Source organism: Treponema bryantii, from assembly GCF_900111035.1.
Classification (GTDB): domain Bacteria; phylum Spirochaetota; class Spirochaetia; order Treponematales; family Treponemataceae; genus Treponema_D; species Treponema_D bryantii_C.
Map to the genome: position 1 here is coordinate 252,927 of NZ_FOFU01000004.1, position 12,452 is coordinate 265,378.

A 12,452-nucleotide genomic window follows, 5' to 3' on the forward strand; every position below is an offset into this window, starting at 1 on the left:
CTACAGGAGACTGTCAAGTTTTTTTTGAATATCGATTTTTACTTTTTCTCGCTGATGAAAAGTCCTGTAATTGTAACCAGAGCTCCAATTCCACCGAGCAGTGTAATTTTTTCTCCAAGTACAAAGAAAGCAAAAATAATCGTAACTACAGGAATAAGGTAAATCGCACAGTTTACTTTAACAGTGCCAAGAATCTGGCAGGATTTATTCCAGATTGTAAAGCAGATGCCGTTAGCAACTACTCCCAGGAACAAAAGATTTATCCAGTTCACAGGATTTGAAAAACGAGTTGCGTTCAGAGTCTTATCAAAAGAAAAGAAGAACGAAGTTGTTTCCGGATTTACCAGGGTATAACGCCAGCTTACAAGAGAAAGAGGAATCATAATTAAAACAGAAAAAAAGAAAATGCGGCGTGAAACTGCTACGGTTGCATACTTTCTTCTGTTCAAAATTGAAACTATCATTGAATAAAAGCCCCAGCAGATTCCTGAAAGCAGAGCCAGAACATCACCCTTTGGATTAAACTCCAGAGCGGTATTTCCGTTGAAACAGACAAGAGCAACTCCTGTAATGGAAATCACAAAACCAATCATAAACCATACCGAAAGATGTTTTTCTTTCAGAAAAATCTGACTGATTATTGCTGTAAAAAGAGGACAGATACTTACGATTACGCTTACATTTGAAGCGTTTGTATAATTGATAGCGATGTTTTCTGTAAGCTGATAAAGGACAACTCCAGTTAATGCTGCAAGCGCGAACAGGATATTGTCGCGCATTGCAATTTTCTCAAACTTTGGATGAATAATCCAAAGCCCAAGATAAGCAGAAATAAATCTGTAAAAAAGAATTTCAAGTGAAGAAAACTCTCTGAGGAGATACTTTGTACAGACAAAAGTAATTCCCCAGAAAAAGATAGATACGGCGGCAAGGATTATCCCCAACACCTTCTGGCTGTTTTTATTCATAATGAAAGACTTTAATCTTTTCTGCTCATTTTGTAAATTGCCAGCATATCTTCTTCATGTAAAAGTTTTGCTGAACCTTTTGCGCCGTTTACACCGACTGCACATTTGTGAGCCATAAGAGCAAGGTCTTCATCAGTTGCATTTACACCAAGTTCTTTAAGATTGGTAGGCATGTTGATTTCGCGGTAGAAATCTTCCATTGCTTCAATTCCCTTAAGGGCAATTTCTTCATCTGAACCAGTTGCAGGAACGCCCATAACATTGATTGCATAACGCTTAAAACGTGGAAGACAATCCTTGTAAACATAGCGTGCCCAGCTTCCCCAGATTGCCGCAAGACCTGCTCCGTGAGCAACGTCGTAAAGTCCGCCAAGTTCATGCTCAAGCTTGTGAGTCATCCAGTCACCGCCGTCGTTTCCACAGCCTGTAAGTCCGTTGTGAGAAAGGCTTCCGGCCCACATTACTTCGGCACGTGCTTCATAATTGTTAGGATCTTTTACAAGAATCTTTGCCTGCTCTTTTACAGTGCGGAGAAGAGCCTCTGCCATAGAGTCTGTAAGCTCCATATTTCCACCGTTTGTAAAATAGCGTTCCATTGTGTGCATCATGATATCTGTACAACCGCAGGCTGTCTGATAATCAGGGAGTGTCATTGTAAGATCAGGATTGAGGATGGCAAACTTTGGACGACCATAGTCGCTAGAATAACCGCGCTTTACAAGGCCTTCTTCTTTTGTGATTACTGATGAATCACTCATTTCACTACCAGTTGCAGCGAGAGTAAGAATTACACCGAGAGGCATGCTTGCCTTGGCCTGCTTTTTATAATCATATAAATCCCAGACATCACCGTCGTTCATAACTCCATAGCCGATTGCCTTTGCAGAGTCAATTGCACTACCCCCGCCTACAGCAAGAAGAAAATCTATTCCTTCTTTTTTGCAAAGTTCGATTCCTTCATAAACAAGGCTCAAACGTGGATTTGGAACTGCGCCACCAAGCTTTACATATGGAATGCCGGCTTTATCGAGCTGGTCAGTTACCTTCTGCATAAGTCCGGAACGGATAACGCTTCCTCCACCATAATGAATCAAAACCTTTTTACCGCCGAACTCCTGAATGAGCTGGGCAACCTTGTCTTCTGCGTTCTTACCGAACATCACCTTTGTTGGTGTATAATATTTGAAATCGAACATATTTCCTCCATTTGTCTAATTGTTTTAGAATAGCACAGAACATAAAAAAGTCCCATAAAAATCTTGTAATACTTTTTTTTACTCAAAAAATCAAATCAATGATAGACTTATATTGTATTCTCATAATTACAGAGAGTGTAGCGCGCACACTTTCTGGAGCTGTCCCCGGAGACACAGGAGTAAGTTTGGCAAATCTTGATTTATTGATGCGGTCACTTGTTTTCATAGAGGATCATCTTGAAGACACTGTTCCAGTTCAAACAGAAGATATTGCAGATGCATGTTATGCATCCAAATCGGCATTGGAGAAAGTATTCAAATATATGACTCATTTTTCGATACACGATTATATTGTTCGTCGGAAGATGACTCGAGCTGCCCGAATGATGATAGACAAGCCAAACTTAAACATTCTTGATATTGCCATTCAATTCGGCTATTCAAGTCATGAAGCCTTTACGAGAAGTTTTTCACAGGTATGGAATTGCAATCCGTCAGAGTTTCGAAAACGCTGCGAAAATCGTCCCCATACTGTAGAACTGTTTCCTCGCATTACAGGCTTTATGCAACTGGAAGGAGAAAAACTTATGAGAAGAACAGTTGATATTTCTGAGCTGTATGATTTTTTTAAGTCGCGCAAAGACTGCTGGTTTGTATGCGGTGACATTGTGAGCCTTATTCCTATCAACAATATTTCACGTAAGGCTGGTGACATTGCAATTTCCGAAGCACTTCGCAGAATGGAAAGTGTATGTGGCCCTGAAGACATAGTTTTCAGAATTGGCGGTGATGAATTCGCATTGCTTACAAATTCTTCTGAAGAGGCGTATGCAGAAGAACTTAAAGATAAAATTCTTGCAATGAACGGAGCCATCATACCTTACGATGAGGAAGAAATTCCAATGAGCCTTTATGCAAAGATCATCAAACTTGAAAACGATGCTCTCAGGTATTCAGAGATATTTCCAAAGTTGATGATCAGAGCAGAGGAAAAAGCATAATTAAAAAAGTTATAAGCGGACTACGTCGGTCCTAAAAAGTCCGTGGTGATTACAAAAAGTTAGAAAAAACTTTGCCCTGCTGATTTTGAAGCGGGCTTCTGCTGAACTCTCAGGGTAAAGTTTTACCATCTGAACTCCGTTGTCGTACACTGCCGCAATAAATGAAATATAGTGTTCCTTTGTCATCGGATGTTCAATATGAACATAATATTCATCTTCAACAGTTTCAATTTTCAGAGTATGAGCAGAATCAGGCTCTTCTACTTCCAGTGGTGGTAATGTAATTCCACAACAACTGATAACAGCTTCACCAGTCGCCTGAATCACATTTCCACAGACAGGACAGATGTAAAACTGAACCTTTTTCATATTGAAGTTTCTGTTTTTATTCTGAACCTCATTTCCAGAAAACAGTTCAATTACAGAAATCCCAAGCGCTTTAGCCAGAGGTTCCATCAATGAAATATCTGGCAGCCCGTGACCATTTTCCCATTTACTGACAGTTTTATTGCTCACAAAAATTTTCTGTGCAAGTTCATCCTGTGTCATACCTTTATTTTCCCGAAGACGCTTAATTGCAGCGCCGGTTATATAATTGTCCATGATAATCTCCTGAGTAAGACCGTATCGGTCAGTTTCTAAAAACTCCGCGTCGTTTCCTGAATCTTAGATTATCACCTGTCGCCCCACCCTTCAACCTACGCTTCGTAGACGTATGCTTTTTCTTCTGCTATGATGAATAATATGAAAAAAGTTATAATAGCAATAATCTGTACATCATCAATTATTCTATGTACGCTCTTATGTCTAGCAGCATACAAGAAAAATACAGAATCCTATATTGAGTTCAGTTTTGTAACAAATCAATATGATGAAAAAGTCCTTTCAAGTGCTCCTCAAAAACTTATTTCCTTAAAGAAAATTGGAGCACAGTCAGAAATCACAGTACGAGGCAAAGATTCTTTTCATAATTTTTCTAAAACAAAGTTTTCAAAGAACAAGAACGATTTAGATAAATATCTCCAGAAAACAGATTTTATAGATTTTGATAATGAAGAAGTCATCCAGCTGTCTGAAAGCCTGAATCTTTCAGAACTTGAGCCACTTGACTGTGCAAAAACAATTCTTAAATCTATAAATCAAAATACAGGCTTTATAAAATATGACAATGCGCTTGCTGCTGATATTTCCCTGGGTTATACGTTTGGACGGTCAGCTAGTGAGACCTTAAAAACTTCAATGGGGACTTGCGGAGAATTTGCAAATGTTTTTACAGCTTTGATGAGGCTGAACAATATTCCTTGTAAATATATCTGTGGCTGCTGTTTAGATCCATCTTATTCCACACTTCATGCATGGGCAGAATTTTACGATGAAAAACTTGGCTGGATTCCTGTTGATCCACAGGCTGGAATTCTCGGAGTTCTCCCGAACTATATTAAGAGGCTTGAAGGAATCGACTTCCCGGATACAGGTTCAGATTTCTCAAAAATTAAGTTTGGAAACGTAAGAATAGTAGAAGTAAAAGAATGATAATCAGAAAGGCTGTTTCAGCAGACTCAAAAATAATTGGTCACGTTCACTCTATCGCCTGGAAACAGACATATCAAAACCTTTTTCCAAAGGCGTACCTAGAAGAAGATTCTCCGGAAAAACGTGAAGAAGAATTTCTGGAAACTCTAAATAACAAGTCCATCTCTTATCTCATTCTGGAAGATAATTCTGAAGCAGCCGGAATTGTAAAACTGATTTTCAAACAACAGACAATTGAAATATCCAGTTTTTATATTCTGGAAGAATACAGAGGAAAAGGATTCGGCACAAAAGCCTTTGATTTTATAAAAAAACTAACAGCAGATAAAACTGTCATTTTATGGGTACTTGAAAACAACAGCGCAGCAAGAAACTTTTACGAAAAAATGGGAATGATTTTTTCTGGAGAAACTCGAACAATAAACCGTGGAAAAGACTTCATACAATACTGTTACACTTCAGCATGTATGAAATCCCGTTCCTAAAACTTAGGAACTTCATCTAGAGTTATCACCCTCTCACTATTAAATACATTCTTCAGATTTTCAGTCTTATTATCAGTGAGCCATGTAGTATGCCAGATCATAAACCATGACCAGAATGTTCCGTCTTTCTCAAAACGTTCTACAGACGGCACCATTCCACACTCGTGAAAAGCCATTGGCTTTGATGTAATTTCTGTCAGTTTATTCCATGCACCTTTATTTGTTGATTTATCGTAATTATCAGAGCCAATGATATCAACATACTCATCACCAGGATACCAGCCCTTGCTCACCCACTCAGTGTATCCAAGAACCCAGATTAAATTATCAAGTTTATATTCATTCGTAAACTTTTCATACATCAGGCACCAGAGCTTCTTAAAGTTTTCAGCGCCACCCTTTCCCCACCAGAACCAGCGGCCATCAAACTCATGGAAAGGTCTCCAGAGTACCGGAACATTTTCATCTCGCAGATATTGAAGTGTTTTGGCAGCCTTATCCCAGCCGTTCATCAAAGTGTTATATTCATCAGTTCCTGGAGTCAAAAGCTTTTTAAAGTCCGGATGATCCTTTTTCGATTCTCTGTATCCGCTGATATCAATACCAGTATGCCAGCATATAGTAACAAGCCCGCCCTTTCTGTCCCATTCAATTGCGCGTTCAGCAACTCCATCAAAATCATTGTTCATAAAATCAAGACCACGCATCGCAGGAAGTTTTCCAGTTACTTTCAAAAGGTAGTCCATCTCATAATCCACAGATCCCATCCAGGTAGATTCCTGCTGAGCCGAAATAATCTTAGTTCCAAAATTGTCGCGGATAAAATTAAACACTGCTGTAGTCTTTTCATTTCTTCCCTGCAATTCAAGACCACTAACAACAGGCGCAGGTTTCATAACCTTAGTGCTTCTGCAGGAAGAAAACATCAAAAAAGCAGGTATCATAATTGCCATAAATCTTTTTCCCATTTCAATACCAAAACCAAGTCTACGACTTATAAAAAATAACAGATTACAGATTCCCCTTTCCGATTGTCACAGCCTGATAATCACACAGACAAAATTCCTTTTATCTTAACAGGCAAGAGGAAGAACAGTCTCCATAACATAGCAGCTGTTATTTTTACCATTCTAAAACCTCTTACCTGATATTATATCATACTATTCTGGAAGATGGTCACAGAACATTAAAAGATTTGCAGTAATTCTTTCCTGAGCAGTAAGCGGACGGAAAACCTTATTATCGTAAAGTTCATCCAGAACCATCATAGCAACTCTTGAACCCACAGCAAAATTCATAACATTAACAATCACTCTATCCTGAATCTGTGGTGGATACATTTTTGACTGAACCATTGCCTGTTCCAGTGCAAATTTTGCAAACTCCTTCAAAAGGTCTTCATCTGGCTTAGGAATCAAACCGGCAAAATCGTTGAAACTGCTTCTTACAACCATAGTGTTAATTGTTCCATTCTTTGAAAGGAAACCACGTTCACGAAGTCTCTTAAACTTTTCTGAAGTTGCTTTTGATTCTGTAATTTCTCCAGTGATAATTTCGTAAAGGCTCTCATAATCTGAATTGAGATTATTCTTCCAGGCACCCTTTCTGCAGTCAAATCTTGAATCCACCGACCACGAATATACACAAGGATATTTCTGCGAATCTCTTGTCATTTCTCCACAGCTCCAGAATTTCTTTTCGAGCTCAGAAAAATTAAATTCACACTTGTAATCAGGATCCATAACTTCAGATTTTGTTTCTACAGAAACTAAATAATCTGCTCCATCCAGTGTCTTGATTCTGTGTTTAGACAAATCCTTTTCGATAGAGAGTCTACACTTTGTAACAATTGCATAGAAAATTGCAGCAGCTTCAAAAAGTTCGCGATTTCCACCTGGAATATAAACATCCCTATTTACAAGATTTGCTACAGCAGCACGCACCTGAGGAACATATTTTTCTGTCAGGATTTTTGCAACCTTCTGCTGCATTCTTACGAGATTTGCTTCAGCTTCAAGTGAATACTGTTTTGGACTAAACTGTACATAAGTTGTATAGCGATTTCCTTTTGTTTCAACCAGAAAACCATTTGTCACAAGAAGTTCAATCTTATCTTCAAGATAAACAGGTGTCATACCCAGATCTTCCGCAATCTCTTCCACAGTCTTTGGTGTTTCATAAACACTATAAACTATGTTCAGATTGATTTTATCGTCAAGATAAACTTCAGGTCCACCCTTGCTTCCAGGGCAACCGCTATGACTGAATTCCAATGCCTTTACAGGTGATAATCCTAATTTTCCAATTTTTCTTTCCATAGTAAAACCTTCCTTTAAGTCATTACGAGCTTTGTTCAAGTGCCACTTCACTGTACCAGCGGGAAGTCCATGCTCTCTGGCAATTTGAGCAATAGACTTTCCCTCGTAATAAAAGGAATAAACTATTTCACGACGGCTTGAAGATAAAAAGCAAATCTCCTTTCGAAGTTTTCTGATTTCCTCTTCTGTTTCTCCTAAGTCGTACTCATCAAAGTAAGGCAGATTAAGACCATCCACAGAAATACCTTTTTGATGTTTTACCTGATTCACATATTTTGCATAAACATGTTCACAGATTCTCCAGACATAACCTTCAACATTTACAATGTCGTCTGTCTGAAGCATCGAAAGATAAACTTCCTTAAGCATCTCTGCAGAAAGTTCTTCTGCCTCATCATACGAGTATGATTTCTTTACGGCAAATCCATACACCTTTGATGAGAACTTTAAGATTAACTTGTCAGCCTTTTGTTTTTCCATCTTATTACATCGTACCAAATAATTATTTGATTGTTACAGCGTTGTATGCTTATATAGTGTGTAACAATGGAAAAAGGTTGGAAAAAAAAATCATTTTTTTACTACAATCAGCGGAATTTTTATTTCTTCCTGTGTAAGACCGGCATGCATACCAGGCATTTTCTGAGCTTCAAAATGAGTATTTGTAACAGATGTATCAGAAACCGCAAGCGCAACAAAATCACCAATCATCTGATCCAGTTCAGGTCTGTTTTGACCAATTCCAAAAAGCTGACAGTCAAGAACTTCTTTTCTGGTTAAAAGCAAAAATTTATCACCAAAAGTTTTCCTGAACAATTCATGGAAACTTTCCTTAAATTCATCTTTTACAAAAAGATTCATTGTACGAGGTTCAAGAGAGAAACTTCTTACAAGACAGTTCATAATCTCAGGATAATCAAGGATACAAAGATTGCGGCTGTCGATATGCCCGTGGTCTGCAGTAACAATAAGCAGTGTATCTGAAAGCTCCGATGCAAACTGTTCAATCCGTTTCTCAAGAGCAGTAACCATTTCATGTGTTTCATTACTTACAGTTCCAGTAGCATGCATTGTTGCATCCGGTTCATTCCAATAAGCGTAAATATATTTCTGGCCGTCTTCATCACAAAGATTTTTGATACGGTTTAAGATTGCTTCTAAATCCTGTGGATAAGGCGGTAAAAACGGCATAGAGGAATAAGCTTTTCCTCCTGCCTCATTGATTTTATCCACCACAGATTTATACGGTGTAAAAGTGTTTCCTACATGAAAATCAGCAGCTGGAACAATTTCATTCCATGAATCCTCAGTCCAGATTGGTTTTCCTGAAGCATCATAAGATTCCGGCTGAGCCACAGCCTTTTCTGATTTCTGTTCTGTATTTCTGAAAACAGTAACGTTTTTGTCTAACTGAGGATAATAAACATCCCAGCCAAGCCAGCCATGTTCATTAGGATATAAACCGCTCATTATAGAAGTTGTAGCAGCAACTGTTGTCGGAGGATAAACAGAATTAAAAGCCCCTGCTAAGTGAGAGCGGAAAAATCCTTCAGGTTTAAGATGCTTTTCCAGAATAGAAATTCCAAGTGCATCAAGAAGAAGTACAACAACATTTTTATAATTTCCGGCAAGAATTTTATCTGCCAGAGGCAAGGTAGCTGCAGTAGTTTCTGCACCAAACTTTTTTAAGACTGAGTTAGCAAGATTTACAAGACAATTGTTGTAATCTGGAAGTAATTCTTTTTTAATCATTCTACTTTTTTAGCTTTTTTATTTCAAAAAATCAAGAACATCCATTTGATGTACTACATGCTCAAACTCATCTAAAGGAGGACAAGGAATATGAGGCTCATAAGCACGTTCTGCAAACCAGGTGCACTGAACAGCCTTCATTCCTGCATCCCGGGCTCCGTAAAGTTCTCGAGAACCACCGTCTCCAACATAGAGACATTCTTCAGGGGCAACTCTTAAACGCTCTATCATCCGTTGATACATCTCGGGAGCAGGCTTACAGATTCCCTGCTCATAGGAAATTAATGCCACATCAAAATATGGAAACAGAGCACTCGACTTTATCAAATCCCTTTCATCAGAAAATGTATTTGTAATTAGGCCTGTTTTAATTCCACGATCTTTCAGAGCCTTCAGCAGTTGAATTGATTCTTCAGGAATATCATCAAAAGTATCTTTAAGTGCAGTAAGTCTGTTATTCACAATTGTGCGAACCTTTTCGTCTGAATAAATACCGATTTTTTTGAATACCAGAGAAAGACCTTCTTCTATCGTGTATTTTCCAGTACTTCTGTCATGCTCAATCAGATGCCATTCTTTTCTGAAACTTTCTATATCAGCTAAACCGACATCTTTTGCAATATCTTCACTAAAATATGTACGGCCGGTAAACAAAGTTACCAGCGTTTCAAACATATCAAAAACTACAGCTTTTATCATTTTTTAATTTCCTTATCAATTACCAGTATCTGATAAAGTAATTGATAACATAACAGTTCCTCCATCTGTGAATTATTATAACACAGAATTTCGCTGAAGAATCCATCATGAGTCACGAAATGTCAAAAAATGAACACGAAGTGTTATTTCAACTAAAACTTTATTCTTCGGTATCTGATGTAGTTAATTACAGCACGTAATCCTTCATCGCACAAAACTGCAACAAAGACACCGAGCATTCCCAGCTTGAATACAAATACACAAAGTGCAGCAAGGCTTACAACTCCGATAGTTCCCACTATCTGAGTGAAAAGCATCCACTTTGTGTCTCCATAACCGCGGATTCCGTTTCCGACAATTATGTTGCCTGATTTTCCAAAGAGGTTTGCTGCAACCATTATGATGTAGATAACCGACATCTCAATTACGTCTTTGTCCGTAGTAAACAAGCTCAGTGTGAGCCGTGGGAAAATTGAAACAAAAATCAACGCAAATGCAGCAACGAGGAATGCCCATTTTACCGAGGTCTTAACAACAGCCTTGTAAAGTTTAAGGTCCTTTGCTCCAGTAGCTTCACCTGACAATGTTAAAGTTCCGCTTCCAATAGCTCCAATTACCACAACAAAAAGAATCTCTACAGTAAATACCATAGAATAAATTCCCGCAGCCTTTTCGTTAATTGTATTAAGAATGCGGATTATACAAAGATTTCCGACATTCCAGAGCAGATCTTCACAGGCAGTAGGAATACCAAGTTTAATGGATTCAAAATAAGGTCTTATTTTTGCACCAAGAATTCTTTTAAGCCCGGGACTCGTAAAGAATTTATCCTTTTTAGAAATTGTTATGTACAAAAGATAAATTGCACCAACATATTCCGCAATTGTAGTTCCAAGAGCCGCACCGGCAATTTCCATTCTAGGGAAGCCGAACTTTCCGAAAATCAAAAGATAATCCAGAATAATATTCAGAACAGAGCGTATTATACCATAAGCGACCAGCGGCTTTGTATAATTTGAAGTCTGGAACACAACACTATAAGAAGCCCAGAGCCCGATAATCAGATATACAGGCGCATAAATTCTTGTATAAGTAACGCAGGGTTTCATTACATTTTCTGAAACACCCATCAACCTAAAAACAAGAGGACTGCAGAATGTCCAGAACAAAAACAACAGCACTGGAATTACATTATGAAGCTTAATCATTGAAGCAGCATAGTCTTTTGCTTTTTCAATATCTTTTTCACCAACAGACTGGCTTATAAGAATTGAGGCACCCATAGCCATAGAGAAAACGAAAGACATCGTAGTCCACATAGGAGCAGTTGCATTACCAACTGCACTCATATACAGAATATCCATTCGTCCCAAAAAGATTCTGTCTATGAACATCTGAACCTGTGCGATCAGATTGCTCAACATGATTGGAACGAAAATCTTTATAAGTTTATTTTTATACTCAGCTTTAAAAAGCATTAATTACTCCAGTTTATTTTATCGCGCTTACTCCATCACACATATTGATTGTTGTGATCGAACCATCATCGTTGTATTTAAATTCCGCAACACAGACACTGCGATGGAACAAACTACCGCCCGGTAGTTCATCTGTATGATAGAACAGATAAGAGTGTCCCTTAAAATCTGCAATACCAGGATGATTTGTAAAACAAGGGCCTTCTTCCATCAGAACTCCACCGTACTCCCAAGGACCACGGGCAGTCTTAGCAGTTGAATAAGCCAGATGCTCATTACGTTTTTCGCCTTCTGCAAAAGCAGCATAAACCATATAGTAAAGGCCATTTCGTTTATAGAACCATGGACCTTCGCCATAAGTTGTACCTGTATTATGGCTTCCCTTTGCAAAAGATTTTTCTGTCATCGGAATTTTCATTACACCAATTTTTTTATTATAAGAAATCATATCTTCATTCAAAAGAACATAACGAAGTTCAGGATTTCCAAAATACAGATATGCCTGACCGTCATCATCAATGAATACAGTCGGATCAATATCGTTCCAGTCTCCCTCATCTACAAGAGGCTGTCCAATATCTTTGAAAGGACCAACAGGACTGTCTGAAACTCCTACTGCAATTGCCATACCGCCATTCTTCTTATGAACCGGACAGTAAAGATAGAACTTTCCGTTTCTTTCAATTGCCTGAGGTGCCCATGCTCTGTCATCTGCCCATTCAATATCGTCAAGAGAAAAAATCTTTCCGTGGTCAGTCCAGTTCACCATGTCTTTTGTTGAAAAACAGCGCCAGTCATACATTGTGTAAAAATCGTTTACAAGTTTATCTTCATCATGTGTTGTATAAAGATAAAGTGTATCTCCATAAACCATAGGGGCTGGATCCGCTGTATAAATATCTTTGATAATCGGATTTTTGTGAAAGTTTTTTTCTTCGCTCATTTTTTTTACACCTGATTTTTGAGCTGCTGCCAGTGTCGTCAAACACAGCATCGCAGCAAAAATTATAGTTTTCTTCATT

At 38.3% G+C, this 12,452-nt stretch carries 12 protein-coding genes; 3 read left to right on the forward strand and 9 right to left on the reverse strand.

Going from position 1 to position 12,452, the window contains the following annotated elements; translation table 11 throughout:
• Positions 1-38: 38 nt before the first annotated feature.
• Together BMY21_RS09220 and BMY21_RS09225 are read right to left on the reverse strand one after the other, a co-directional pair.
• Positions 39-968, reverse strand: coding sequence for a DMT family transporter (locus BMY21_RS09220; RefSeq protein WP_074643189.1), 930 nt, complete (start codon positions 966-968; stop codon positions 39-41).
• Between the two features lie 11 nt (positions 969-979).
• The gene (locus BMY21_RS09225; RefSeq protein ID WP_074643192.1) at positions 980-2,164 is read right to left on the reverse strand and encodes an iron-containing alcohol dehydrogenase; all 1,185 of its coding nucleotides are present in this window, start codon (positions 2,162-2,164) and stop codon (positions 980-982) included.
• 98 nt (positions 2,165-2,262) lie between these two features.
• On the opposite strand from BMY21_RS09225, the gene BMY21_RS09230 reads away from it, so the two are divergent.
• Complete coding sequence (locus tag BMY21_RS09230) at positions 2,263-3,165, forward strand: helix-turn-helix domain-containing protein (protein WP_218141045.1); 903 nt, start codon at positions 2,263-2,265, stop codon at positions 3,163-3,165.
• Positions 3,166-3,174: 9 nt separating this feature from the next.
• On the opposite strand, the gene BMY21_RS09235 is transcribed toward BMY21_RS09230, so the two are convergent.
• A complete protein-coding gene (locus BMY21_RS09235) occupies positions 3,175-3,768 on the reverse strand; it encodes a helix-turn-helix domain-containing protein (protein WP_074643199.1) in 594 nt (197 codons plus the stop codon).
• A gap of 141 nt (positions 3,769-3,909) precedes the next feature.
• Between BMY21_RS09235 and BMY21_RS09240 the strand changes: the two genes are divergently transcribed.
• Together BMY21_RS09240 and BMY21_RS09245 are read left to right on the forward strand one after the other, a co-directional pair.
• Positions 3,910-4,698, forward strand: a complete 789-nt coding sequence (locus tag BMY21_RS09240; RefSeq protein ID WP_074643203.1) for a transglutaminase-like domain-containing protein — start codon at positions 3,910-3,912, stop codon at positions 4,696-4,698.
• Entirely contained in the window at positions 4,695-5,183 is a 489-nt protein-coding gene (locus tag BMY21_RS09245) for a GNAT family N-acetyltransferase (RefSeq protein WP_074643208.1), read from the forward strand. Before BMY21_RS09240 ends, BMY21_RS09245 begins: the two co-directional genes overlap by 4 nt.
• On the opposite strand, the gene BMY21_RS09250 is transcribed toward BMY21_RS09245, so the two are convergent.
• The 6 genes from BMY21_RS09250 to BMY21_RS09275 form a co-directional block, all read right to left on the reverse strand.
• Positions 5,180-6,136: a glycosyl hydrolase gene (locus BMY21_RS09250; protein WP_177177735.1), complete on the reverse strand. Its 957-nt coding sequence runs from the start codon at positions 6,134-6,136 to the stop codon at positions 5,180-5,182. The genes BMY21_RS09245 and BMY21_RS09250 overlap by 4 nt on opposite strands.
• A 207-nt stretch (positions 6,137-6,343) precedes the next feature.
• Positions 6,344-7,981, reverse strand: a complete 1,638-nt coding sequence (locus tag BMY21_RS09255) for a sigma factor-like helix-turn-helix DNA-binding protein (RefSeq protein ID WP_074643212.1) — start codon at positions 7,979-7,981, stop codon at positions 6,344-6,346.
• A gap of 90 nt (positions 7,982-8,071) precedes the next feature.
• The gene (locus tag BMY21_RS09260; RefSeq protein WP_074643216.1) at positions 8,072-9,253 is read right to left on the reverse strand and encodes an alkaline phosphatase family protein; all 1,182 of its coding nucleotides are present in this window, start codon (positions 9,251-9,253) and stop codon (positions 8,072-8,074) included.
• 18 nt (positions 9,254-9,271) lie between these two features.
• A complete protein-coding gene (locus BMY21_RS09265; protein WP_074643220.1) occupies positions 9,272-9,952 on the reverse strand; it encodes an HAD family hydrolase in 681 nt (226 codons plus the stop codon).
• Positions 9,953-10,104: 152 nt separating this feature from the next.
• The gene (locus BMY21_RS09270) at positions 10,105-11,430 is read right to left on the reverse strand and encodes an MATE family efflux transporter (protein WP_074643223.1); all 1,326 of its coding nucleotides are present in this window, start codon (positions 11,428-11,430) and stop codon (positions 10,105-10,107) included.
• A gap of 13 nt (positions 11,431-11,443) precedes the next feature.
• Positions 11,444-12,451: a glycoside hydrolase family 43 protein gene (locus BMY21_RS09275; protein WP_074643226.1), complete on the reverse strand. Its 1,008-nt coding sequence runs from the start codon at positions 12,449-12,451 to the stop codon at positions 11,444-11,446.
• Position 12,452: the final 1 nt, after the last annotated feature.

Excerpts from the sequence above, each read along its gene's own strand:
- BMY21_RS09235 (WP_074643199.1), bottom strand. The coding sequence starts at position 3,768 with ATGGACAATTATATAACCGGCGCTGCAATTAAGCGTCTTCGGGAAAAT.
- BMY21_RS09260 (WP_074643216.1), bottom strand. The coding sequence starts at position 9,253 with ATGATTAAAAAAGAATTACTTCCAGATTACAACAATTGTCTTGTAAAT.
- BMY21_RS09275 (WP_074643226.1), bottom strand. The coding sequence starts at position 12,451 with ATGAAGAAAACTATAATTTTTGCTGCGATGCTGTGTTTGACGACACTG.
- BMY21_RS09240 (WP_074643203.1), top strand. The coding sequence starts at position 3,910 with ATGAAAAAAGTTATAATAGCAATAATCTGTACATCATCAATTATTCTA.
- BMY21_RS09255 (WP_074643212.1), bottom strand. The coding sequence starts at position 7,981 with ATGGAAAAACAAAAGGCTGACAAGTTAATCTTAAAGTTCTCATCAAAG.
- BMY21_RS09230 (WP_218141045.1), top strand. The coding sequence starts at position 2,263 with ATGATAGACTTATATTGTATTCTCATAATTACAGAGAGTGTAGCGCGC.
- BMY21_RS09220 (WP_074643189.1), bottom strand. The coding sequence starts at position 968 with ATGAATAAAAACAGCCAGAAGGTGTTGGGGATAATCCTTGCCGCCGTA.
- BMY21_RS09250 (WP_177177735.1), bottom strand. The coding sequence starts at position 6,136 with ATGGCAATTATGATACCTGCTTTTTTGATGTTTTCTTCCTGCAGAAGC.
- BMY21_RS09265 (WP_074643220.1), bottom strand. The coding sequence starts at position 9,952 with ATGATAAAAGCTGTAGTTTTTGATATGTTTGAAACGCTGGTAACTTTG.
- BMY21_RS09245 (WP_074643208.1), top strand. The coding sequence starts at position 4,695 with ATGATAATCAGAAAGGCTGTTTCAGCAGACTCAAAAATAATTGGTCAC.
- BMY21_RS09270 (WP_074643223.1), bottom strand. The coding sequence starts at position 11,430 with ATGCTTTTTAAAGCTGAGTATAAAAATAAACTTATAAAGATTTTCGTT.
- BMY21_RS09225 (WP_074643192.1), bottom strand. The coding sequence starts at position 2,164 with ATGTTCGATTTCAAATATTATACACCAACAAAGGTGATGTTCGGTAAG.